The organism is Trichlorobacter lovleyi (genome assembly GCF_015239775.1).
Lineage (GTDB): Bacteria > Desulfobacterota > Desulfuromonadia > Geobacterales > Pseudopelobacteraceae > Trichlorobacter > Trichlorobacter lovleyi_B.
Genome location: NZ_CP058409.1, coordinates 2,922,522 through 2,947,083, shown reverse-complemented (window position 1 = coordinate 2,947,083; position 24,562 = coordinate 2,922,522). Strand labels below are relative to the sequence as shown.

The 24,562-nt window shown below is 55.7% G+C and carries 20 protein-coding genes; 3 read left to right on the top strand and 17 right to left on the bottom strand.

All coding sequences use genetic code 11. The features are described from left to right. The first annotated feature begins 104 nt into the window (after window positions 1–104). Complete coding sequence (locus FY034_RS13580; protein ID WP_265551440.1) at window positions 105–1,145, top strand: tetratricopeptide repeat protein; 1,041 nt, start codon at window positions 105–107, stop codon at window positions 1,143–1,145. A 4-nt stretch (window positions 1,146–1,149) separates the two neighbouring features. Here FY034_RS13580 and FY034_RS13575 read toward each other — a convergent pair whose 3' ends face one another. The 9 genes from FY034_RS13575 to groES form a co-directional block, all read right to left on the bottom strand. Next, window positions 1,150–2,076 carry an ExeA family protein gene (locus tag FY034_RS13575; protein WP_265551438.1) on the bottom strand — a complete coding sequence of 309 codons (927 nt, stop codon included), beginning with the start codon at window positions 2,074–2,076 and terminating at the stop codon, window positions 1,150–1,152. Between the two features lie 4 nt (window positions 2,077–2,080). Further along, the gene (locus FY034_RS13570) at window positions 2,081–3,298 is read right to left on the bottom strand and encodes a type II secretion system F family protein (protein WP_265551436.1); all 1,218 of its coding nucleotides are present in this window, start codon (window positions 3,296–3,298) and stop codon (window positions 2,081–2,083) included. Further along, complete coding sequence (locus FY034_RS13565; RefSeq protein WP_265551434.1) at window positions 3,295–4,950, bottom strand: GspE/PulE family protein; 1,656 nt, start codon at window positions 4,948–4,950, stop codon at window positions 3,295–3,297. The genes FY034_RS13570 and FY034_RS13565 overlap by 4 nt, the downstream gene beginning before the upstream one ends. Before the next feature lie 8 nt (window positions 4,951–4,958). Beyond that, entirely contained in the window at window positions 4,959–6,695 is a 1,737-nt protein-coding gene (gene mshL, locus FY034_RS13560) for a pilus (MSHA type) biogenesis protein MshL (protein ID WP_265551432.1), read from the bottom strand. After that, window positions 6,677–7,117, bottom strand: a complete 441-nt coding sequence (locus FY034_RS13555) for a hypothetical protein (RefSeq protein WP_265551430.1) — start codon at window positions 7,115–7,117, stop codon at window positions 6,677–6,679. The genes mshL and FY034_RS13555 overlap by 19 nt, the downstream gene beginning before the upstream one ends. Further along, a complete protein-coding gene (locus tag FY034_RS13550; protein WP_265551428.1) occupies window positions 7,114–7,650 on the bottom strand; it encodes a hypothetical protein in 537 nt (178 codons plus the stop codon). The genes FY034_RS13555 and FY034_RS13550 overlap by 4 nt, the downstream gene beginning before the upstream one ends. Beyond that, window positions 7,647–9,002, bottom strand: coding sequence for a hypothetical protein (locus FY034_RS13545; protein WP_265551426.1), 1,356 nt, complete (start codon window positions 9,000–9,002; stop codon window positions 7,647–7,649). The genes FY034_RS13550 and FY034_RS13545 overlap by 4 nt, the downstream gene beginning before the upstream one ends. A 163-nt stretch (window positions 9,003–9,165) precedes the next feature. Beyond that, complete coding sequence (gene groL, locus FY034_RS13540; RefSeq protein WP_265551423.1) at window positions 9,166–10,812, bottom strand: chaperonin GroEL; 1,647 nt, start codon at window positions 10,810–10,812, stop codon at window positions 9,166–9,168. A 192-nt stretch (window positions 10,813–11,004) separates the two neighbouring features. Beyond that, on the bottom strand, window positions 11,005–11,295 hold the full coding sequence (gene groES / locus FY034_RS13535) for a co-chaperone GroES (RefSeq protein WP_265551421.1): 291 nt from the start codon (window positions 11,293–11,295) through the stop codon (window positions 11,005–11,007). A gap of 174 nt (window positions 11,296–11,469) precedes the next feature. Between groES and ligA the strand changes: the two genes are divergently transcribed. Both ligA and FY034_RS13525 read left to right on the top strand, forming a co-directional pair. After that, complete coding sequence (gene ligA / locus FY034_RS13530) at window positions 11,470–13,521, top strand: NAD-dependent DNA ligase LigA (protein WP_265551419.1); 2,052 nt, start codon at window positions 11,470–11,472, stop codon at window positions 13,519–13,521. Continuing rightward, the gene (locus tag FY034_RS13525) at window positions 13,518–14,306 is read left to right on the top strand and encodes a J domain-containing protein (RefSeq protein WP_265551417.1); all 789 of its coding nucleotides are present in this window, start codon (window positions 13,518–13,520) and stop codon (window positions 14,304–14,306) included. The genes ligA and FY034_RS13525 overlap by 4 nt, the downstream gene beginning before the upstream one ends. A gap of 68 nt (window positions 14,307–14,374) precedes the next feature. On the opposite strand, the gene FY034_RS13520 is transcribed toward FY034_RS13525, so the two are convergent. The 8 genes from FY034_RS13520 to FY034_RS13485 form a co-directional block, all read right to left on the bottom strand. Continuing rightward, window positions 14,375–14,767 carry a response regulator gene (locus tag FY034_RS13520; protein ID WP_265551415.1) on the bottom strand — a complete coding sequence of 131 codons (393 nt, stop codon included), beginning with the start codon at window positions 14,765–14,767 and terminating at the stop codon, window positions 14,375–14,377. Further along, window positions 14,764–16,863 (bottom strand): response regulator, encoded by a 2,100-nt coding sequence (locus tag FY034_RS13515; protein ID WP_265551413.1) that lies wholly within the window; start codon window positions 16,861–16,863, stop codon window positions 14,764–14,766. Before FY034_RS13515 ends, FY034_RS13520 begins: the two co-directional genes overlap by 4 nt. Before the next feature lie 42 nt (window positions 16,864–16,905). After that, window positions 16,906–17,967, bottom strand: coding sequence for a protein-glutamate methylesterase/protein-glutamine glutaminase (locus FY034_RS13510; RefSeq protein WP_265551411.1), 1,062 nt, complete (start codon window positions 17,965–17,967; stop codon window positions 16,906–16,908). A 37-nt stretch (window positions 17,968–18,004) separates the two neighbouring features. Beyond that, window positions 18,005–19,165 (bottom strand): CheR family methyltransferase, encoded by a 1,161-nt coding sequence (locus tag FY034_RS13505; RefSeq protein WP_265551408.1) that lies wholly within the window; start codon window positions 19,163–19,165, stop codon window positions 18,005–18,007. Then, complete coding sequence (locus tag FY034_RS13500) at window positions 19,162–20,028, bottom strand: CheR family methyltransferase (protein WP_265551406.1); 867 nt, start codon at window positions 20,026–20,028, stop codon at window positions 19,162–19,164. Before FY034_RS13500 ends, FY034_RS13505 begins: the two co-directional genes overlap by 4 nt. A 14-nt stretch (window positions 20,029–20,042) precedes the next feature. Further along, entirely contained in the window at window positions 20,043–20,588 is a 546-nt protein-coding gene (locus FY034_RS13495; protein WP_265551404.1) for a chemotaxis protein CheW, read from the bottom strand. A gap of 42 nt (window positions 20,589–20,630) precedes the next feature. Next, window positions 20,631–22,337, bottom strand: coding sequence for a methyl-accepting chemotaxis protein (locus tag FY034_RS13490; RefSeq protein WP_265551402.1), 1,707 nt, complete (start codon window positions 22,335–22,337; stop codon window positions 20,631–20,633). A 117-nt stretch (window positions 22,338–22,454) separates the two neighbouring features. Next, a complete protein-coding gene (locus FY034_RS13485; protein WP_265551400.1) occupies window positions 22,455–24,557 on the bottom strand; it encodes a chemotaxis protein CheA in 2,103 nt (700 codons plus the stop codon). Window positions 24,558–24,562: the final 5 nt, after the last annotated feature.

The following is a 24,562-nucleotide window of genomic DNA, read 5'->3' as shown; positions in this document are numbered from 1 at the left end:
CTAAACAAAGATATCGCTCTATTAGCCCAATTTGTATTGACATCCAACCAGTGGGCTGTTATTCGGAATAATCAATGAATTACTGAACTTAAGTGGGTGTCTGGATGAGTATTCTTGCCAATCTGCTGAAGAAGGCAGAGACAAGCCAAGTTAAAGGGGACATACCACCAGATTTGCTCCAGACTGTTCGGTCATCGGCAGCCGGTACCGTAAATCTGAAAAGATATCTGCTGTTGGGTATCCTGGCTGTTGCGTCGATTGCCGTTGGCGGGTTGCTGGCTCTGTACCTGGACAAACGTCCCGCACCCCATTCACCTGCGCTTCAACAGGCCCTGCCGAAGCCGTCGGCAGCCGTTCAAAAACCGCTTTCAACGGCAGGTGTCCCTGCTTCAACACCTGCAGCCGTTACCGCAAACAAGCCTGTCGCTCCGTCTGTGCCTGCCGGATCGGAATCAGTAAAAACGCCAGTCAAGCCCAAACCTCATCAGCTCACTGCCGGGGGGAGTGCCAAGCATACCCGTGCGGCACCGCCATCTGCTCCACCAGCTGCCCAGCAGGCATTAAAACCGGTTGTCAAAGATCGCGCCACCATTGATGCCTTGTTGTTTGCAGCCCGTACTGCTGAGGCACGGCATGATTTTGCTGTTGCACTCAAGCAGTACCAGAAGGCATTGGATGCCGACCCGTTCAATTACCGGATCATGAATAATGTCGCCAGCACCATGCTGCAACTGGGCTTTAATGAACAGGCCTTGGCTGTTGCCAACCGTGCTCTGTCGATCAAACCCGACTACCCGTCAGCCATGGTGAACGCCGGTATTGCGTTGGGGAAAATGGGCAATGATGCCGCATCGCGGGGGATGTTTCACAAGGCGCTTGCCTTGGAACCTACCAATCGTAACGCGCTGTTCAGCCTGGCTGTTTCTCTGGAACGAGGCGGGCTTCTGGATGATGCCCTGGTGTCATACCGACGCCTGGCAGAGGCCGGCGATGTCCGGGGGGTGTTAGGGCAGGGTCGGATGCAGGAACGGCGTGGCAACGCGTCTGAGGCGCTGCGGCTCTATCGTGAGGTGCTGGTTCCTGCAGATGTGGGACAACGTACGAAGGAGCTTGCCCGTGAACGGATCAGGGCGTTGGAGCAGTAGGGCATCACAGCCTCCAGAACAGCACCAACAGGGCAGTAAGCGCTGCCAGTAAGATTCCGCCGATTCCAAGCCATGTGCGATTCAAACCCCGAGTCCTTGATTGGGCCTGCTTTTCTCTCTTCAAAATTTCTGCCGCAGCAACCTGTACCTGTTTCTCTTCAATTACCGGCTTCACTTCCAAAAAACCAACCATCAGTGCCCGTGATGCCATCATGTTGATCAGTCTGGGGATCCCTCCGGAAAGCTGATGTATTGCAAGGACTGCCTTGGGGCTGAAAATGGCGCCTGTTAAGGCCCCTGCCCGGTGCAGGCGGGTGGTGAGGTAATCTGCGGTGGCCTTGCCGGATAAGTGTGTCAGGGCTGACCTGACTGCTATCCGCTGGCTGAGCTGTCGCAGGTGAGGGGCATTCAGCTTATCCACCAGTTCAGGCTGGCCAACCAGAATGATCTGCAGCAGCTTTTCCTTCTCCGTTTCAAGGTTGGAGAGCAGCCGTAGCTCTTCAAGGGTGTCATCGGGCAGTTGTTGCGCCTCGTCAACAACAATAGCGACCCGCCGGCCTGAGTGTGCCTGTTCCAGCAGGAAATCCCTGAACTCTTTGATCATATCGTTCTTGTTGCCGGATAGCGGAAATATTACCCCCAGATCATCCAGTACCGCTTGAAGAAACTCTTCGGAGGTCAGGCGCGGGGTCATCACCAGGGCAATTTCAGCCTGGGAGTGCCATTTGTTGATAAATATGCGTAGCAGGGTTGTTTTGCCGGTGCCTGGTTCTCCGGTCAGCAGGTAGAACCCCTCGCGGTTGTTCATGATGTAATCAAGCGACAGCAGGGCGTTGGCATGCTCATTAAAGGGGTAGTAGAAGGCCGGGTCAGGCGTCAGGCCGAACGGGTCTTCCTTTAAACTGAAAAAATCAAGGTACGAAGAGCTCATGGTTCTACCTTCTTCCTACTGTGGATACCAGATCATAGACCGGCAGTAAGAGTCCCATGATAATAATTGCAAACAGGATACCGATGACAGCTATCACGACAGGCTCAATAATCTTGCCCAATTTGTCCGAGATATCGTCCAGCTTTTTCAGGTAATGTGTTGACAAGAAGCCGAACTGATCATCCAGCGAACCGCTGGTCTCGCCAATACCCACCATACGGACCAGTAGCAGTGGGAAAACCGGGTGTTTCTTGAGGGCATCGGCAATGGTGCTGCCATAGGTAATGTCATCGCGAACCGAGTCGATGGCGTGCCTAAAGACCAGATTCCGCATGACCTCGGCAATGATCCCCAGCGTGCGGTCAACGGTCAGGCCGGCTACGATCAGAATACGCATCTGCTCGGCAAACAGTGCCAGAAGCCGGTTGTATTCTATCAGGCTGTAGATCGGTAGTTTGAGCTTAAGCCGGTCAATCTGGTAACAGGCTTTTTCATTCCGCTTCAGCAGCTTGAATAGAGCCCAGCAACACAAAGCGATGATGGGTAGCAGATACCAGTAGCGTTGCGTATAACTGCTGGTGGCCATCAGCATCCGGGTTAACAGCGGCAGTTTGACTCCCATGCCCTTGATCGTTCCGATAATCTTGGGCAAAACAAAGACCAGCCAGAATATCAGAGCGCCACCGGTGGCAATGATGGCAAAGGTCGGGTAGATCAGGGCACGCTTGATTGATGATGCAAGATCATCCATCCGCTGCAGGTGTTCTGCCACATCAGACAGGCTCTTTTCAAAACGGCCGGTTTCTTCACCAACCCGGACCAATCGAATCAGTATATCAGGGAAGATGTCGTCATAACGTTCAATGGCATCAGAAAAGGTTGAGCCCTGCTCAATCTCTTGCTTGATACCGGTCAGAGTGGTTTGCAGTGTCGTATTGGTGGTGGCTTCTGCAAGATCGCCGAGTGATATGGTTATCGGGATGCCTGCTCCAACCATGACCGATAGGTTACCTGCCAGTTCAATTATTTCGGCACGCTTGACCCGCTGTCTGAAAAGATTTCGTCTAAGGCGTGCCAAGACGCCGCTGCTCTTGTCAAGCTTGAGCAGGTAGTATCCCCGTGCCGTCAGGTCCTGTGAGGCTGTTTCCGGTGAGGCGGCCTCAATATAGCCTCTGATCAGGCGTCCGGCGGCATCGACGGCATGGTAGCTGAAACTGGTCATCCGGCGACCCGCATAACTTCTGCAATGGTCGTCAGTCCTTCAATTGCCTTGTGCAGGCCGTCCTCAAGCATTGATGTCATGCCGTGTTTTCTGGCTACGGCAACAATAGTGCCCGTGGAGGCCCCCTCAAAGATCATCTGACGTATCTGGTCATTCAGGATAAGCACTTCACAGATGGCTAGGCGCCCCAGGTAGCCGGTATGATTGCATTTTGCGCAGCCTGTGCCCCGATAGGCAAGCCGTTTTTCAAGGTGATGGCTGGTACACAGTTCTCGTTCTCCATCAGTGATACTGTATTCAGTTTTACATGAAGGGCAGATTTTACGAACGAGCCGCTGTGCCACAACAGCTGTCAGGGCAGATGAAAGTAAAAAGGCATCCAGCTTCAGATCTAGAAGACGCGGGATAGCCGTGACCGCATCATTGGTATGGATGGTGGAAAGCACCAGGTGGCCGGTTATGGCGGCCCGTACGGCGATCTGGGCGGTCTCTTCGTCACGGATTTCACCCAGCAGCATAACATCCGGGTCCTGGCGCATGAAGTTCCGGGCAGCCAAGGCAAAATCAAAGCCTGCCTTGTCATTGACCTGGGTCTGTTTAACAAAGCTCAAGCGATATTCCACCGGGTCTTCCACGGTCAGGATATTACGTTCAAGGCGGTTCAATTCACGCAGGGCTGCATAGAGCGTGGTTGTTTTGCCGCTGCCTGTCGGACCGGCAATCAGGATGATGCCGTATGACTTCTGGAACAGCTGCCGTACCTGGCGGGTTGCTGTCGGGTTCATGCCCAGGGCCTCAATCCTCAGCAACGGGCCTGCCCCGGCCAGCAGCCTGAGAACCAGGTTTTCGCCAAAGATGGTGGGTACGGTAGAAACCCTGACGTCGAACCGTTTGGAAAGAAATTCGTAGGTAAAAGAGCCGTCCTGCGGCAGGCGTTGTTCTGCAATGTCCAGTTGCGACAACACCTTGATTCTGGAGATGAGACCGGTATGGGCCTGCTTTTGGAGGCAGTGTCCGTGTTGCAGCACGCCGTCTATCCGGTAAAAGACATTGGTGACGTCATCAGCCGGTGAGACATGGATATCGGTTGCCAGTTTGCGGACACCATCCATCATGATCAACTCAACCAGTTCGGCAATGATCGCACCTGGTATGGCCCCGGTGGCCTGTTTGAGCGAGCTGACGATCTTTTCCATCCGTTGTTGAATCGGGTGGCTGAAAAAGAAATAGGACTTCTCAAGGGTCTCCTGATAGTGGTCATTATCAACCAGAAACACCCGGGGTTGCTTGCCGGTCAGTTTGGTGGCCAGGTCAACCGCCACAATATTGCTGGGGTTGGTAATGCCGATGGCAAGCCGTCCATCTTCAACCACAGCCAGCGGGATCAGCCCGGCCTTTTCAGCCGTGTCCTTGGAGATAAGCTGCAGCGCTTCATCTTCAGGCTGTATTTCCCCCAGGTCAATAAAGTCTATGCCGGATTGCAGGGCGATGGTGCGGGCAAAATCCGTTGCCGTGACAAACCCCAGCTTGATCAACAGGTCTCCCAGGATGGCGCCGGTGACTTTCTGATGCTCCAGGGCAATCTGAAGCTGACGGTCTGTAATCAGGCCGTTTGATACCAGGAGTTCTCCGATTCTGATCGGGGCAGCCATGGGTCTCCTTACTGCTCGGAACCGACTAGATAGGGTTGCAGCACCACAACCAGTTCGGTTCGCTTGTCCTGATAGTTCTTGCGGGAAAACAGCGTACCCAGCCAGGGGATGTCACCGACAAACGGTATCTTTTCGTCCTGCAGGTCCTGTTTGTTCGAGATGAGGCCGCCAATCACGATCATTTCTCCATCTCTGACCTTAACCGTGGTTGAAAGTTCACGCAGGTCAACGATCGGTATCTGGATATTGGTCTTGTAGTCGCCACTGCCGATATCGGTGGGAGTAAGACTGACAAGGTCTGAAATGATGGGGGTAATTGCCATGCGGATCTCCCCCTTGCTGTTGATGTTGGGGGCGATGCCGATCATGATTCCTGATAGTACGTTGGCCGTATCAGCGGTATAGGTGATGATCGGTGTTGTGCCGGTACCGGTACTTATGGTGCTGGAAATCTTAGCGACATAATTGGTGTTCCGCCCCACGGTTAAGAGGGCGGTCTGGCCGTTCATGACATTGATACGTGGATTTGAGAGCGTTTTGACCTCGCCCTGTGTCTTGAGTGCGGTCAGAAGTGCCTGCACATTACCGCCACCGTATCCCAAGCGGAATGCACCGGAATTCACGGCATTGGTGGCGGCGGTTGCTGCATTGCCAAAACCGCCTGCTGCTGCACCGGTTGTGTTGAACCATCTGATGTTGTTGAGGAAGTCCCAGTCTATGCCAAACTTGAGACTATCGTTGAGCTGTACCTCAATCACCCGTGCTTCCACCAGCACCTGACGGTTTAAGGCTGCCTTGACCAGATCGAGGTATTTTTCGATGGCATTCAGGTTGTGACGGGTGGCTGTTACCACAATGGTGCCGGTCAGCCGGTTGATGATGACAGTCTGGTTGGGGGCCGAATGAGTAGTGCGCTGTTGTGGCAGGAGAGCTGTTGCTTGTGATTGCGTTGCTGTAGCAGCGGCTTCCTGCTTGCCAAGCAGCAGTTGCAGGGATTTATCCAGTGATTCCCAGAAGTCAAAGGCCTTTGCGTCTGATTTGGTACTTTGATTGATAGTCCCTTTAATGTTTGAAGAACCTGAACTGCCGGAGCCGGAGCCGGAGTTGGATCCTGAGCCGGAGCTGGATGAACCGCTTCCTGAGCCGCTTCCTGAACCGTTGGCGGTCAGTCCTGATGCACTGCCCAGAATGTCGCCGCCAACATCAATGTTAAACCCTTGGATCAAGGCGGGATGACCAAGTTCAAAGACCTTGGTGCCGGTGGCCTCAATACTCAGGATGTTGTCCTTGATCGTGTAGAAATAGTCTGCTGAGTCGAGGATGGTGGCAAGGGCGTCATCAGCGGTTACCCGTTTCAGGGTGATGGTGATGGTACGGTCCTGCTGTACACCGTCATTGATCACCAGATTCAGGCCGGCGGCATCGGCAATCACATGCAGAATATCGCCTAAAGCACTGTTGCGGGCCTGGATGTTCACCAGGCGCGTCTTGGCCGGTGAGATATCATCGCTGACCGGCTGGTAGTCAGGGGTCTTGAGTGGAGCTGGTGGCGAAGTGCGTTTCAGCTCCTTGATATTGTCCCTGATAAATGCGTCCTGCGGGCGTGTTGAGGCGACCAGCGGGATATCTGCTGCTACCCGGGGAGCGGCCGGGGGGGTGTTGGCACATCCCCCCAGGGCGCAGCAAAGAATGCCGGTGAGAAAAAGTATGGTCGGGCGCCGTGCCACTAATCCATTTTGAGCCATCTGGTCCCCTTTCGGTTCCTGAGCAGCACGCGGTTCTGTTCAATTTTGATTACGGTCCAGCCGCGCACTTCAGACCCCGTCTTTACCATGTTGCCGTCAATAATTGCCATGCTCTTGCTGCCATCCTGAAGGACAAAGGAAAGTGTGGGAGCTGGCGCCGGAGGCGGTGTCCGGACAGCATTCGGCGCGGCAGCGGTCCCCGCTGGTTGTGTGCCACGTGTTACTGGCTGCCGGAGGGCGGTTGGCTGCCAGGTCTTTGTCGCAACATCAAACTGGGCCGGACTGAAGTTGGCAACCGTGCGTTCTGCCTCTGACAGTTCCGGCCTGTACGCTGTTTTGAAAAATATAACGACCGGTATCAGCAGTGATGCGATACATGCCAGTATGCCCAGGATAACACTGCGCTGCAGCCAGCGGTTCATGGCTGCCCTCCCGGTAATGCCGGTAGCAGGACCGTCCCGGTGATCGTTATGTCGTTACCTGCTGAGCTGGAGAGACTGGCCTCATTAAAGCTGACCAGCGGCAACGCTTCGGTCTGGAGTTGCCCCATGGCATTGACGCCCGCCTCGTAACGTTCATAGGGGAGCTTCAGCGTGAAGCCGATACTGCTTGCAGCATCTTTGGTCTCGATGGCGGTGACCAGCATTTCGGTCGGTTGCACGGCTGCTTTGATCTGGTCAAGTCGCTGAAAAAGCCGGACCTCTTTGGAATGCCGCTGTTCATCCAGCTTGAGCTGTGTACGGAAATCGCTCATCTGTTTCTGGAGACGCCGTGTATTCTCCTGCATGGCAACCAAGTTAGACTTGATTCTGGTGTGATACCGCAACAGCTCGTCGAGCGACTGTTTTTTGCGGACAATAAGTGCCAGTGAGCTGCCGAGCAGCAGTACCAGCGTCAGAATGGCTGTCAGCCGGAGGGCCTGTTTGGTGGAGTATTGCCGCATCTGAACCATCATGGTTTATAGGCCGCCTCAAGCGTAAACGTCTGCCCTTTGGGGTCGAGCTGGTTGCGTGTGATCTGCATGCCGCGAATAGTGCGTAAAGCCGTCATATAGGCCTCGAACCCTTCCTGCATGGAGGCAAGGCCTGTGCCGCTTATTGTCCCGCCCAGTGTCAGGGTGACGGTCTCTTTTTCACGTTTCAGTTTCAGTGAGGTGAGATTGACCGTGCTGGTTGCACTACTGTTTATGGTGGCAAACGTGTGAGGAATGTCTGCACCCGCAACATGCTCATTCCAGATGGTAAGAAGCGGTTGCAGGCTGTTTTTTTCTGCCAGGGCGAGCTGATGGGCCTGAACAGTCTCAGCAAGCTGTGCCTCCTGAGCCCGTAGTGTTTTTATGGTCGTACGGGTTGATCGAATGGAGGTAAGGCCAAAGACAATCAACACCAGCATGATTGCAGCAATACCGGCCAACAGTTTGCTGCCGGTTCCGAACAGCAGTTGCTTGAACCGCTCCCTGCAGTAGTCTTCCGGCAGCAGGTTTTGCTGGTCGGGAAAGCGGTACAGCGCCAGTGCCAGCGGCACCAGCATGGTTTGCCTGGTCTCTGGCGCTATATCCGCAAGTTGTGCCGGCGCGTCGATCGGTTCCAAACGTGGAAACGGTTGGTCTGCGTCATCCTGCTGGTCTGAGTTTAACAGCATGACCCGACTGGCACGTGTTCTGAGGGCCTGGAAGCAGTAGTCAAGGGTCATGGAGACATTTTGACGATCAAGCGGGTCCCAGCCGTAGCCGTTTGAGGCTATTGAACGTGAAAAGCTGACAGCGCCATTTTCCAACAGAAAGAGTGTCTTGCTGTGTCCATCATCATGGGCGCAGAGCAGCGGGTCATGCGCGGTTCCCAACTGCTCGGCGACAAGGGCTGCAAGGGCATGGGGAACTGCGATCATCTGACGTACGGTTTTGTTGTTGCGGATGAACGGCTCCAGGGCAGGCAGTAGTGCCTGGCGGGAGATCAGGCAACAGGCCACCTTACGGATGATCCGTCCATCCCCCGGAATATCACCCAGTACCTGATAGGCACAGGAAAAATGTCCAAGTTCCGGGTGTAACCGGGCAGCCTCGCTGTACACCAGAGTCGCCTCAAGCTTCTTGTCTGCAGGAGGTATCTGTAAGGTCTCAAAGATGGTCTCAGCCGGATTGATGGCAACAAGATAGGTTGAGGCAGTATCACTGGCAAGAAAGGCATCAAGTTGATCAGCTTGCAGGGTCAGGGTCCGCTTAACAACCAGGCTTGATCGCGTTGTCTGTACAGTGATGACCTGTACACCATCCGCTTCAAAGCTGACAGCTGTGATATGTTGCCCCATTTTTTTCCCTGTAATCTGGTGCTGGAGGTTGATTAAATACCCTGTTTGGATACCGGAAAAACTGAAAAATGTCCAGATTAAAGCGGTTTCTTTACATATACAAAAACCGGGCGAAGGAAGCCTCCTCCGCCCGGTTTTGTGTGCTGCAATAACAGTCGTCGGCTTAGTAGTCCATGCCGCCCATACCACCCATGCCGCCCATGCCGCCGGGCATAGCAGGCATGCCGCTGTCCTTCTTGGGCTTCTCGGCGATCATGCACTCGGTGGTCAGCATCAGGCCGGCCACGGAGGAGGCATTCTGCAGTGCGCAGCGGGATACCTTGGTCGGGTCGATGATGCCGGCTTCCAGCATGTCAACATAGGTGTCGTCGGCAGCGTTGTAGCCGAAGGCTTCCTTGCCGTTCTTGACCTTGTCCACCACGATGGAGGCGTCGATGCCGGCGTTGTCGGCGATCTGACGGATCGGGGCTTCCAGGGAGCTCTTGATGATGGTGACGCCGAACTGTTGCTCAGCAGGCAGTACCACGCTGTCAAGGGCCTTCAGGGCGCGGATGTAGGCAACGCCGCCGCCAGGGACGATCCCTTCGTCAACCGCAGCGCGGGTAGCGTGCAGGGCGTCTTCAACACGGGCCTTTTTCTCTTTCATCTCGGTCTCGGTTGCAGCACCGACCTTGATCACGGCAACGCCGCCAACCAGCTTGGCCAGACGCTCCTGCAGCTTCTCGCGGTCGTAGTCGGAGGTGGTGTCTTCGATCTGGGCGCGGATCTGCTTGACGCGGCCCTGGATATCAGCCTCAGTGCCGTCACCGTCGATGATGGTGGTGTTGTCCTTGTCAACCACGATACGCTTGGCGCGGCCCAGCATGTCCATCGTGGCGTTTTCCAGTTTGAAGCCCATGTCTTCGGAGATCACGGTGCCGCCGGTCAGCACTGCGATATCTTCCAGCATGGCCTTGCGACGGTCGCCGAAGCCGGGGGCCTTGACGGCGCAGACGTTCAGTACGCCGCGCAGTTTGTTCACAACCAGGGTTGCCAATGCCTCACCTTCGATATCTTCGGCAATGATCATCAGCGGACGGCCGGATTTGGCGGTCTGCTCCAGTACCGGCAGCATGTCCTTCATGTTGGAGATCTTCTTGTCGTAGATCAGGATGGTGGCGTTCTCAAGGGTGGCCTCCATCCGCTCCGGATCGGACACAAAGTAGGGGGAGAGGTAGCCGCGGTCAAACTGCATCCCTTCAACGGTCTCAAGGCTGGTTTCCATCGCCTTGGCTTCCTCAACGGTGATCACGCCTTCCTTGCCGACCTTCTCCATTGCCTCGGCAATGATGTCGCCGATGGTCTTGTCATTGTTGGCGGAGATTGTGCCAACCTGGGCGATCTCCTTGTGATCCTTGATCGGCTTGGAGATCTTCTGCAGCTCAGCTACGATCGCCTCAACAGCCTTATCGATACCGCGCTTGATCTCCATCGGGTTGTGGCCGGCAGCCACCAGCTTGGAGCCCTGCTTGTAGATGGCCTGAGCCAGTACGGTTGCCGTGGTGGTGCCGTCACCGGCAACATCGGAGGTCTTGGAGGCAACTTCTTTTACCAGCTGAGCGCCCATGTTTTCGAACTTGTTTTCCAGTTCAACTTCCTTGGCAACGGAAACACCGTCCTTGGTGATCAGCGGGGAGCCGAAGGATTTTTCGATGATGACGTTACGGCCTTTGGGACCCAGGGTTACCTTGACGGCATCAGCCAGTGCATTAACACCGCGCAGGATGGCGTTGCGGCCTTCCTCATTGAAACGGATCTCTTTTGCAGACATTGACTATTCCTCCAGATTGATAGTTTTTGGTTATTCTTTGTCTAGTTTTTCTAGTTTGCCCAGCTTGCCAAGAGTGAGGATTTTTTCCGTTCCGGGTTTGGTTCGTAAGCAACTGCGCGGAGGCGTACTCTAGGGTACGTCGCACAATGGCAGTTGTGAAACGAGACGAAGCCGGGGCGGAAAAAGACCGCTCTACTTCTCGATAACGGCCAGGACATCGTCCTCGCGCATCATCAGGAACTCATCGCCATCAACCTTTACTTCAGTGCCGGCATACTTGCCGAACAGGATGGAATCACCGACCTTGACATCCAGGGGAGCACACTTGCCTTCATCGTTTTTCTTGCCGTTGCCAACAGCAACGACTTCGCCTTTTTGAGGTTTTTCCTTGGCGGTGTCAGGGATAAACAGGCCGCCGGCGGTCTTCTCTTCGCCCTCAAGGCGCTTGACGATGATACGGTCATGCAGTGGTCTCAGTTTCATTGGTACTTCTCCTTTCATTGCTATGGTGGTGTGATGGTGTGTGTTGTGTCTGCTAGCACTCTGAAGTGGTGAGTGCTAACGAGAGGGAATATAGCGAGGGGTTGGTTAAAAATCAAGGGTCAGTTTGAAATTTTTGCTATAGTACGAAACCTAGTGTCCGATAGAGGAGCTATTATGCACCAACTTTCCCTGTTAGATCCCGCTGTTATTCCTGACTTGGCCCGGCTGCGGGCAGCAGAGTTGCGCCAGCTGCTGGAACATCACAACCGCTGTTACTATGAACTGGATGCCCCGGAGATCAGCGATGCCGAATATGATGCGCTATTTCGTGAACTGCAGACGATCGAGGCAGAGCGCCCGGACCTGCTGAGCCCTGATTCGCCTACCCTGCGGGTGGGGGGCAAGCCCCTGGCCCGTTTCAGCCAGGTCCGGCACCGGATGCCGATGCTCTCGCTGGAAAACGCCATGCAGGAGGATGAAATTCACGGTTTTGAACAGCGTATCCGCAGCCTGCTGGCCCTGCCTGATGCGGTTGTGCTGCAGTACCAGTGTGAACCGAAGATGGATGGTCTGGCAGTGGAGCTGGTCTACCAGGATGGTCTGCTGGTGCAGGCCTCAACCCGTGGTGACGGCGAGGTCGGTGAAGAGGTGACCGCCAACATCCGCACGGTCCGTAATGTGCCGCTGCGTCTGGCAGGAGAACAGCTGCCCGCCCTACTTGAGGTGCGGGGGGAGGTCTACCTGCCGCTGCAGGCCTTTCAACAGCTGAATCTGCAGCGGGAAGAAGAGGGGGAAGCGCCCTTTGCCAATCCCCGTAATGCCGCAGCCGGTTCCATCCGCCAGCTTGATCCGGCTGCGGTGGCCAGACGGCCCCTGGCCATGGTCTGCTATGGTGTGGGAGTGGTGGACACGGAGGCCAGGACACAAACAGAATTGATGAGCCAGCTTGCCGGTTGGGGCTTGCCGGTCAGTGATCAGGCCAGACAGGTCAGCGGTATTGCAGAGGCGGTTGCCTGTTTTCAGGATCTGCAGGAACGGCGTGACTCCCTGCGGTACGAGATCGACGGTATGGTGATCAAGGTGGATGACCTGCGCCTGCAGCAGGAGCTGGGGGAAAAGAGCCGCTCCCCTCGCTGGGCGATTGCCTGTAAATTCCCGCCCCGTCAGGCGACCACCCGGATCAACGAGATCATCCTTTCGGTGGGCAGGACCGGTGTGATCACACCGGTGGCCAATCTGGAACCGGTGGAACTGTCCGGTGTCACGGTCTCACGGGCCACTCTGCACAACTGGGACGAGATCCGGCGCAAGGATATCCGGGTAGGGGACCGGGTGATTGTGGAGCGGGCAGGGGACGTGATCCCGGCAGTGGTCAGGGTGCTGCTGGATCAGCGTAACGGTGCAGAGCAGGAACTGCCTGAGCCGGAAACCTGTCCGGTCTGTGGCTCCAGGGCGATCCGTGCAGCTGGGGAGGTGGCGGTGCGCTGCCAAGGGGGGCTGGCCTGTCCGCCCCAGCTGGCAGAATCGATCATCCACTTTGCCTCCCGCGATGCCATGGATATTGACGGGTTGGGCAGCAAATATATCGAGCAGCTGATCAACCTGGAGCTGGTCAGGGATATTGCCGATCTCTACCGTTTGACCAGGGATGACTTCATGCAGTTTGAGCGGATGGGGGACAAGCTGGCTGAAAACCTGCTGGCTGCCATTAGCGCCAGCAAACAGCAGGAACTGGCCCGCTTCATCTTTGCCCTGGGGATCCGGCATGTGGGGGAACGGACTGCCAGGACCCTGGCAGAGCGGTTTGGCAGCATTGATAACCTGCAGGCCGCCACCCTGGAAGAGCTGACCAGTATCCGTGATGTCGGCCCGGCTGTGGCGATCAGTATCCGCTCCTTTTTTGATGCCCCGGCCAACCAGGCGGTGCTGCAGCGGCTCAAGGCGGCTGGCGTTGCACCAACCGTGGAGGAAAAACGGGTTGGTGGCCGGCTGGCCGGTCTGACCTTTGTCTTTACCGGGACACTGGCCACGCTGGGACGTGATGAAGCCAAAAAACTGGTTGAGGCGGAGGGGGGCAATGTGACTGGCTCAGTCTCAAAAAAGACCGATTACGTGGTGGCGGGCAGTGAGGCGGGCAGTAAACTGGAAAAGGCCCGTAATCTGGGGGTGACCGTGCTTTCAGAGGATGAGTTTTCAACATTGCTGGCCACAGGAGGCAAGGCATGAGTGCTTGGGAGTCTGCAGCAGGGTGCGGCTATGCGGCGGAAAGCAGCTCAGTTCTGACGGCATGCCGTGTGCTGTTTGGTGCTGATGTGGTACTCAATGATGACTTTCTGGCCTATCTGCAGCCCGAAGGTGCAAAAAGCGCCTACCGTAAAAGAGCCCGTGAAAGCCATCCCGATGCGCATCCACGGGTTGACGGAGAACACCTGCAGCGCCTGAAGCATGAGTTTGCCACTGTTTCAGATGCATACCGCGAGCTGTCGACATTTTTGAAGTACCGGCCGCAATCCGGCACCACTGCTTCCTGCACGGCACGATACCGCCCCCGGGAGCCACGGATGCAGCCGGCCACAAACGCGGCAAACGCATCGAGTTGCCGGGACACTCCGCTTTATTATACCGGGGCAGTGCCCTCCGTGGAGTTGAAGATCGGCAGATACCTCTACTTTACGGGGGTCGCCTCATTTCAGGCCGTCGTGGCGGCCTTGAGCTGGCAGCGTATGCAGCGTCCGTCAATCGGTCTGCTCGCTCGCAGCAGCGGGTGGCTTGATGATGCGGACGTGCACTATATTTTGCAATCCGGGCAGGTGCAGGGGCGTTTCGGTGAGCGGGCTGTGCAGTTGGGGCTGCTCAGGCCATGGCAACAGCAGGAGCTGCTCAGGCAGCAGCAGTCATGTCAGGAGCGGCTTGGTCAGTATTTTGTCCGTTATCAGGGGATCTCAGACTACCGGATGAATCAGCTTAACGCTGAACGGCTCAGGCATAATGCCGGCACCTGCGGGTGCTGACAGTGGCCTGACCGGCCGGTAGCGGGGTACTGCAGGCAGGCGTGCGGTTCCCGGCAAGTCGCAGGAACTCAAATCACACCGCATTCCTTCAGCTGTTCAACAACCATGGCATGGTTGATCGGCTTCATCAAATAACCGTCACAGAGGGAGTGATATGACGTCATGATCGCCTTCATTTCGTCCAGGGCGGTGATCATAATGATTTTTGCCCTTTCATGGCGGTCAATCTGGCGTTTGTCCTCTTCATCGCGCAACTTTTTGAGGGTTTCCTGACCATCCATTTCAGGCATCATGATATCCAGGCAGATCAGGCTGTACGGGGTGCCGGCGTCATGGGCATCAATAAATGCCTCCCAGGCCTCAATGCCGTTAGCGGCGACATCACACTCGCCGAACGGTGAGAGGTAGGCCATCATCAATTTTCGACTGTAGAAATCATCTTCGGCAATCAGAATTCTCATCGGTTTGTTTCCTCACTGTCTGTTGATAACCCTCTCCAGCCTTCCTGATGCCAGACCGGAATGGCAAGATAAAAGATACTTCCCGCACCTGCGGGGTTGGGCGTGACCCAGATGGTCCCGCCATGTAGCCGCGCCAGCATTTTTGAAAGTGACAATCCCAACCCTGTTCCCTCATGTTGCCTGGTGGATGAGTTGTCAGACTGCTCAAACGGCTCGAAAATCCGCTTGATGTCCTCTGTTTTAACGCCGATACCGGTGTCTGTCACCGACAACAGCAGGTAGTTGCCGGAGGGAAGCTCCTGGTGGTGGGGAGCTGACAGGAGTGACTCAGCCATCACGGTGCAGGCGGATACGGTTACAGAACCGCCGCTCGGGGTGAATTTTACGGCATTTGACAACAGGTTGAACAGGATCTGCTTGATTCTCAGCTCATCGCCACGAATGACCTTGGGCAGCCGTTCGTCAAAAACGCTGCGGATTGTGATCTCCTGCTGTTCGGCGCGCTTCTTGATGATGATCAGACTCCCGGTTATAAGCCCGCGAAGGTCAATATCACTCAGCGTGAGCTCCATCTTGCCGGACTCCACTTTGGAGAGATCAAGGATATCGTTAATCAACGCCAGCAGATGCTTGCTGCTTTCAAGAATATAGCCCAGGTATTCCTCCTGGCTTTCGTTGATCTCGCCGCAACCTTTGACCCGTATCAGGTCACTGAAACCGATAATGGCATTGAGCGGGGTGCGCAGTTCATGGCTCATGGTTGCCAGGAAGGCGCTTTTGGCCCGGCTTGATGCAATCGCCGCCTCTTTGGCCAGTTGCAGTTCGGTGATGTCCCGCACCGACTCAATCGCCCCTGCAACCTGGCCGTCACTGTCGTACAGCCTGGTTGCCTTCCACCAGAGATAGCGTCCATCAGCCAGCAGCAGCCCGGCGGACTCGGCTGTGATGTTGCCGTTTTCGATTGCAAAGTTGCTGTAGCCGTTAAGATACGGGGCAAGCAGTTCAGCTGAAGGGTTCAAGGCAAAATCGATCAACATCGGGCGTGGGCTGCCGTAAAACGGGACGGCATAGCAATAGCCGCTTTTCCCCAGCATCCTGTCCGCAGGCACTCCGGTCAGCTCCTGGCAGGCCTTGTTCCAGGCGATGACGTTGGACTCCTTGTCGATCGCCCAGGTGGCATCCGGCAGGAAGTCAAAAATGGCTGCCAGCCGCTTTTCACTTTTCAGCAGCGCCTCTTGCGCCAGCTTACGCTTGGTGACGTCCCGGTTGCTGCCGCGGGTCCCCTGGAACTGCCCCTGATCGTCAAAGACCGGCTGACAGTTGTGGTGAATCCAGCGGATCGTGCCGTCCGGCCTGACGATCCTGAATTCAAGGGTGCCCGGCTCATGGGCAGACTGACTGCAGTGATGGTGGGCTCTGAATACAGCCCGGTCATCAGGGTGAATCATCTCATGGAGCAGCGTCGGATGCTTGGTGAACTCATCTGCGTTGTGCCCGGTGATTCTGAGACAGGAGGGGGACGAGTAGATGAACTGGCCTTGGGGGTCTGACCAGAACTCCCAGCTGTAGGTGTGATCGGCAACGATCTTATATTTGGAGGCTGCCTCTTTGAGCTGTTCAGTCCGCTTGTGCACGAGCTCTTCCAGATGTTCCTGGTAGACGCTGTTGTCGTCAAGCAGTTGTTCAAGTCTCTTTCTGTAGGCGGTGTTGTCCTGGATCAGGCGTGCACGCTCCAGGACCCGCTCGACCACAATCGAGAGCTCTTCCAGCTTGAGCACCGGTTTGGTGACGTAATCCCAAGCCCCCAGACGGACCGCGGTAATGACGTCACTGGTCGTACCCTGGCCGGAGACGACAATGATCGGGATCTCGGGAGCGGCCTTTTTCAGCTGTTCAATGACACCGAAACCGTCCATGACCGGCATGCGCAGGTCGGTAAGCACCAGGTCCGGTCTTTCCTTCAGGCAGAGCTCAACCCCTTCAGCACCGTTGGCAGCCTCAAGCACCAGGGAACCTTCATCCTCAAAGTAATCCCTGAAGCTTGCCCGCAGCATCGCCTCGTCGTCTATGATCAGCACTTTTACAGGATTGGCCATGGCTTTGCTCTGGTGATGGTTGTCATTCACTGAACCGGTTGTTTACAGCGCTTCCAGAATATGTCGCGGTATCTGTGACAACGGGAGTACGCGATCTACGGCATCCATCTCGATTGCACGTTTCGGCATGCCGAAGACGATGCAGGACGCCTCATCCTGCGCCAGGGTCAGGGCACCGTGTTCACGCATCTCCTTCAGGCCGCGGGCACCATCTTCGCCCATACCGGTCAGGATGACCCCGACGGCATTTCTACCCGCAAAACGGGCTACCGATCTGAACAGGACATCCACTGCCGGTTTCACGTAGTTCACCGGCGGACCGTCCGACAGCTCCAGGTAGTACATGGCGCCATCCCGCCTGATGGACATATGCCTGCCGCCTGGGGCAATAAAGGCCGTGCCGCGCAGAATCCGGTCACCATGCTCGGCCTCCTTGACGTTGACCCGCGACATGGTGTTGAGGCGTTCGGCATAGGATTTGGTAAAGACCGGCGGCATATGCTGCACGACCACAATGCCTGGTATTGAGGCCGGCAACTGGGTAATGACCTCGGTGATGGCCTGGGTCCCTCCGGTGGAGGCGCCAATGGCAATCAATTTGTCAGTGGTGGCCATGCGGCTAGTATCCAGGGCGGATGCCTTGGGAGTTGCAGGCGCCGCAGCAGTTGCCGGCAGGCTGCCGCGGGCTGCAAAGCGCACGCGCGCCTTGGCCGCAATCCGCACCTTGGCTATGATCTCGTGTGCCAGCGCCTCAACACCTTGCGTAATTTCGATGGACGGCTTGGTAACGTAGTCAATCGCCCCCAGCTCCAGGGCACGTAAGGTGGTGTCGCAGGCCCGCTGGGTCAGGGAGCTGACCATCAGGACCGGAACCGGATTGGTATGCATCAGCTCTTCCAGAAACGTCAGGCCATCCATGCGCGGCATTTCAACGTCCAAGGTTATGACGTCCGGCTGCAGACTGGTGAGCTTGTTTTTGGCAAACAAGGGATCCGGAGCCGTGCCGATTACCTCAATATCCCCTGCACCGTTCAATATTTCGGTCAGTACGGTTCTGATGACCGCTGAATCATCAATAATCAGGACCTTTATTTTGCTTCCCATAGCGAAAACTCCCACTGTTGTGACTGCGTAACCTGTGTCAGTGTTTGCGAAAAATTGCCGTGTCGATCTGTTCAAACAGGCTGCTGTCCGGTATGAAATCGTGCGGTCCCAGAAACAGGTAGCCGCGTGGAGCCAGGTGCCGGTGCAGGCGTATGAATGTCTGCTGTCTGCTACTGTCATCAAAGGCACGTAAGCCGTCATGACAGAATATCAGGTCAAACTGCTTTTTAAACGGATAATTCTGATTTTTCAGGTTCAGCCGCCGAAATTTTACTACCTTGATCAAGTCAGACTTAACCCGGATATGACCGGCATGGATACCGCTGCCCTTGAGAAAGTAGCGTGATTTGAGCGTCTCCGGCAACAGCTCCGGCAGCTGTTCAATGCCATAGGTCGCCCCCATGGCGGTGGTCAGGGCCTTGCTGGAGGTGTCTGTTGCCAGAATACGTACAATCCAGTTACCAAAGGGTGCATCGTCAGCAGTCACAGCATGGCGCTGCTGCAAGGCCTCTCCCACGCTGATGGCGATGGAGTAGGCGGCCTCTCCGGTGGCGCAGCCTGCGCTCCAGATCCTCAGCTCATGGAGAGAACCCTTCTGGGCTGCCAGTTCCGGAAGCACCCTCTCTTCCAGGAAGCGGAACTGCTGTTCTTCTCTGAAAAAACCGGCAGCGTGGGTTGAGCTGAATGTGTAGGCCTGACTGTTGTCAACCGGCTGCTGAATGAAATCCTGGTAGCGGTGGCCCGACTCCTGATCAAAGCAGGTGACTGAAACAGCCCCGTTCCAGGTCTGAAACGCGATCCTGATACCACATTCGGCACCAACAAAGTCATGTACCACCGGAATCCCGTATTCGTGCAATATCTCCCGTGCAATCCGTACATTGGCGGCGCCAATGGTAAAGATATCCTCCAGGGATTTGAGGATTGAGCCGCCGCCGAAGATACGCGCCTGCAGGTTGTGGCGCTCGCTGCCCAGATTGATGATCTGGTCGATCAACCTGCGTACTGAGGTCGTACCGTAGAGATTGTCCCGTCCCGGTTCACCCCGTCCGGCAGGGACCAGATAGTGGTTCAGGCCACCGATCCGGCGTCGTGCATCCCAGAGACAGACTGCGACGCATGATCCCAGGATGGTTTCCAGGATGGCCGGTTCCCGTGTTACGACAATATCGCCAATATTCAGGCGTATCCGCTTCATTGTTTCCGGTAGACGGTGATATGTACCGGTGAAAACAGTTTGTTACCGAACATGGTCTCAGAATGCCCCAGGAACAGGTGCCCGTGGGGGGCAAGATGGTGATGAAACCTGGCCAGGACATGTTGTTTCATGGTCTCGTCAAAATAGATCATGACGTTACGGCAGAAAATCAGGTCAAAGCTTTTCTTAAAGGGGTAAGACTGGTCCTTGAAGTTCAGCCTGCGAAATCTGATCAGCTGTTTGACAAAGTCCTTGATGATATAGCTGCCGGAGGCGCTGCGATCAAAATAGGTTTTCAAGAGTGCTTCCGGCAGGTCCTCTTGAAGTGCAGCAGCGGCATAGCTGCCGGCCTGGGCCGTGGCAAGTACCTTGGTGGAGATGTCGGTTGCCAGAATCTTGATATCCCAGCCCCGGCAGGGGTCAGTAAGATCATAACCGCCGGTCAGTGTTTTCAGCTTTTCAAACAGACTGATGGCAATGGTGTAAGGTTCTTCACCGGTTGAACAACCGGCGCTCCAGATGCGGATTTCGCGGTTGGCCCGTTTATGCTGGAACAATTGCGGTAGTAACGTGTTTTTCAAAAACTCAAAGTGATGATTTTCTCTGAAAAATTTTGTTGTGTTGGTGGTGATGTTATTCAACATCAGCACAAATTCGTTATCATCGTCCTTGATGTGCTGAAAGTACTCTTCGTATGAGTCCAAGCCAAGCTCACGCAGGCGTTTTTGCAGGCGTGTCACCACCAGGGTCTTTTTCTGGTCGGAAAGCTGGATCCCGGCTACATCATAGATCAGGCGGGCAAAGCGCTGGAACAGCTCATCGCTCATGACCGCCTGATCGAAGGAAGACGTTGGCTCGGGCATTGCTGCTGCCGGTTTTACTGCTCGGCCATGCCGGGCTGGAGTTCCGGTGGCTGCTCTGCTACCTGCGCAACCACGCTACTCTCCTCATCAGTCAATACCTTGTCCACATTCAACAGCAGCACCAGATTGTCACCGGTTCTGGCCATGCCTGCGATGAATTCGGTATTGATGCGGGTGCCGAAATCCGGGGCAGCGGAGATGCTTGATGCAGGTATGTTCATGATATCGGAGACCGTGTCCACAATCAGCCCCATCACACCGGCAGAAAATTCAGTCACAATGATGCAGGTATGCTTGCGATACTGGCCATGCCCTTCCATGCCAAACTTCTGTTTCAGGTCAATCACCGGTATGATGGTCCCCCGCAGGTTGATAACCCCCTTTAGATGGCCGGGCAGATGCGGGACTTTAGTTACCGTTGTCAGTTCGATGATTTCCTGTACCTGTAGGGCATCAAAGGCATACAGCTCGGCGTTGAGCGAAAAGGTGACGTACTCCTTTCCTGCTGTACCGGTGTCACCTGTGTTCCTGCTGGCGACTCCTGATTCAAGGTCGTTCATAAGCTTTCTCCCTGTCGCTTGTCGTGTCGTCCGGGCGACATGCTAAAACTCCGAGAAATCATCCTGATCATCACGGGCCGCTGCCGGCTTGGCCGGAAGCGCCGCTTGACGCCGGGCTGCAACCTTGTTGGGCTTGGGAGCCGACTTTGCCTTGAACGACTCATGGCGGACAGAACTGCCGCGCTGGTGAGCATCTTCAACGGTGAAGAATGAAACAACATCCAGCAGGGAGCGGGCCTGGGCTGCCAGTTCTTCTGCGGCTGCAGAGGTCTCTTCCACCAGTGAGGCGTTGGCCTGCGTGGCCTGATCCACCTGCCCCATGGCGGTGTTGACCTGGTTGATACCGGCCGACTGTTCCTGGGACGCCGCAGCCACCTCATCCATCAGGTCGGTGACCTTCTTGATGCTGATGCCGATCTCAGCCAGTTTCTTGCTCAGCTCCTGGGCCAGCTCCACCCCTTTGCTGGTCTTTTCGCTGCTGTCCTCAATCAGGCCGTTGATCTCCTTGGCGGACTGGGTGGTCCGTTGCGCCAGGCTGCGGATCTCGGCGGCCACCACGGCAAAGCCTTTGCCGTGCTCACCGGCGCGGGCCGCCTCAACGGCGGCATTCAGGGCCAACAGGTTGGTCTGGAAGGCGATCTCTTCAATCACGTCGGAGATGTTGGCGATCTTGCGTGACGATTTGTTGATGTCATCCATCGCCCTGATGGTGTCATCCATCACGGCGCTGCCGCCGTCAGCCAGGCTCTTGCTGCTGCGGGCCAGGTTGCTGGCCTCACGGGAGTTTTCGGCCGTACTCTTGATCGAGGCCGACATCTCTTCCATGGTGGCGGTGGTCTCTTCAACCGAGGCGGCCTGCTCGGTGATCTTTTGCGAGAAGCTCTGGTTGGCCTCGGAGATCTGGTCTGCAGCCTGGGAAACCTGATGGGAGGCCTCAATGGTCTGATTAACCACCTCCTTGATGCCGGTCACCATCTCCTGCATGGCCCCCAGCAGCTGTCCGGTTTCATCTGCACTCTTGACATCAATGGCTATGGTCAGGTCTCCCTGGGCCAGCTTGTTGCTGGCATCCACCGCCTCCATCAGGGCCTGGCGGATCTTGCGTGCCACCACCCAGGAGAACAGCAGAATGATGACGGCACAGGCCACCAGTGAGATGATGATGCCGTAGCGAATGGTATTTATCTCTTTGGCCACATCATCAATATAGATGCCGGTACCGATGATCCAGCCCCAGGGCTTGTACAGATTGACGTAGGAGAGTTTTGGCGCTGGTGCGGTCTGGCCCGGTTTCGGCCACATGTACTCAACCGTACCTTCTCCCTTGTCCTTGGCAACTTTGACCATCTCAGCAAACAGGGCCTTGCCGTGCGGGTCCTTGGAATCGGCGACGTTCTTGCCTTCCAGCTCCGGTTTGATCGGATGCATGACTATCTTGGTATCCATGTCGAGCACAAAGAGGTATTCGCCCTCAGCGTACCGTAGGCCGCGGATTACCTCTCTGGCCCGCATATGGGCCTCTTCTAACGTGAACTCACCTTTCTGAGCCCGTTCGTCGAGGTTTTTAATCAGGGTCACTGCAATATCGGTAATATCATTTAAGGCTGTTTCTTTTTCATGCATCAGCTTTTTTTCAATAAAGGGCAGCAGTAGCCCCATGCTGACGGCAAAGATCATGACGATGGTAATCACCGAGATGCTGATGATCTTGTTGAGAATCTTCCAGTTGTTAAACGATTTCAGTCCCATTGTGATCCTCCTTGGTGCGGCGATTTCGTAAACGTCATCCTGTTGGAGCTGCGATCCTGTCGAGTGTATTTAACTGTTTGTCATCGGAACCGGGAACGTTAAAAGTGCCGAGCGGTCTCAGACGTGGGCCATCTGGACGATGCCTGCCACGTCGAGTACCAGTGCCACCCGGCCATCACCCATGATGGTGCCGCCGGATATATCCTGCACCTTGGGGGTGGCCGAACCAAGGTTTTTCAGTACCACCTGCTGTTCACCCAGCAGCTCATCCACCATCAGGCCGTATTTGCGACTCTGGTAGTGGGTTACCACCACGATCCCCTCCCAGGGATTCTGCTGCTTGCCCGGTATCTCCAGGACCCGGCTCAGGCGGATCAGAGGGATATATTCACCCCGCACATTGACCAGCTCACCCTGTTCTTCAACGGTATGCACCACCTGTTGTGCTGGTCGCAGCGACTCAACCACCGAGGCGATCGGTATGATGAACACCTCGTCACCAACACTGGCGGCAAGACCGTCGATAATGGCCAGGGTTAACGGCAGCCTGATGGAAATGGTGGTGCCGTGCCCTTTTCTGGTTCTCAGCTGTACAGAACCTTTTAAGGCCTCGATATTGCGCTTGACCACATCCATACCGACGCCGCGGCCGGAGATGTCGGTGATCTTGTCGGCGGTTGAAAAGCCCGGCAGGAAGATCAGGTTGCAGATTTCGTCCTCTGAAAGGCCTGCTTCACTGTTGATGACACCGTTACTGAGCGCCTTGGCGATGATCCTGTCCCGGTCAAGGCCGCGTCCGTCATCTTCCACTTCGATATAGACCGCATCCCCCAGTTGGTAGGCCCGCAGGAATACGGTTGATCTGGCCGGTTTGCCGGCTGCCGTACGTTCTTCAGTGGATTCAATGCCGTGGTCAACGGCGTTGCGGATCAGGTGCACCAGCGGGTCAGTCACCTTTTCCAGCACCCCTTTGTCCAGTTCGGTATCCTCACCGCTGATAACCAGTTCGATATCTTTGCCCTTGCTGGTGGAAAGCTCCCGGACTAGGCGTGAAAACCGTTGGAACACCTCGCCCACCGGCAGCATCCGCAGCGCCATGGTGCCTTCCTGAATATCCTTGCCGATCCGTTGTAGTTGGGAGAAGAGGCGATCGGTACGTTCTGCGGCATGACCGAATCCGTTTGCGCTGCCCTGCTGCCATTCCGCCATAACCTGCTGGAACATGGATTGGGTAATCACCATCTCGCCCACCAGGTTAACCAGATTGTCCAGCTTGTTCAGGTCAACCCGGATGCTGGATGAAACCGCCTTTTTGAATGATTCGGCCTTCTGGACCCCCTGCTTCTCAAGCACCTTGCTGATCTCAGCCTGGCTGGTCTTGCCTTGGGATACCAGGATTTCACCCAGCTTTTTCTGCTTGGTCAGGGCCTTACGCACATCCTCCTCACTGACAATGCCTTCTTCGGTGAGCAGTTTGCCTAAGAGCGGTATCTCCTGCTGAGGGGTAAGGAGCGGGGTGATTTCAATGCTGCAGTCATCCTCGACAAACACAAAAACATCCTGCACAGCCTCTTTGTCCAGGCTGGTGCGTAGTTTGAGCTGCCAGGAGAGGTAGAGGGTCTCGGGGTTGAGTTCTGCAAGCCCAGGAACGGTATCGGTGTCGGCCTGGATTGATTCGATACTGCCCAGCTCGGCCAGCTCATCCAGCAGTTTGGCAGGATCGCAGCCCTGCCTGAAGAGGTCAGGGGAGGGGATAAAGCTGATCAGGAATAACTGCCCTTCCTGTTCGCGTGTCGCTGCCGTGTTTTTTTCCTGGTCGGGGATGGTTTCAGGCGCCTGCTTGCCCTGCAGACCGCGAATCCGCTCCATCAACGGCTCACAGCGGGCAAACTCAAACTCGGTCTTGTCACCCACGGCGGCAATCATCTCTTTGATCATATCCACTGCCTCAAGCAGGGCATTGATCATGTCGCGGTGGAGGGTCAGCGCCTTGTTACGCAGGTCGTCAAGGAGCTCTTCCATGACGTGGGTAAAACGGGAAATGTCCGGGAGCCCTACGGTGCCGCTGGAACCTTTGATGGTATGGGCCGACCTGAAGATGTCGTTGAGCAGCTCAGCGTCATCCGGGGTCTTTTCCAGCTGCAGCAGGCCGTTCTCAAGGTTTTCGATATGTTCTGCCGCCTCTTCAACAAAGACAGCGTGAAATCGTGACAGGTCCATGATAC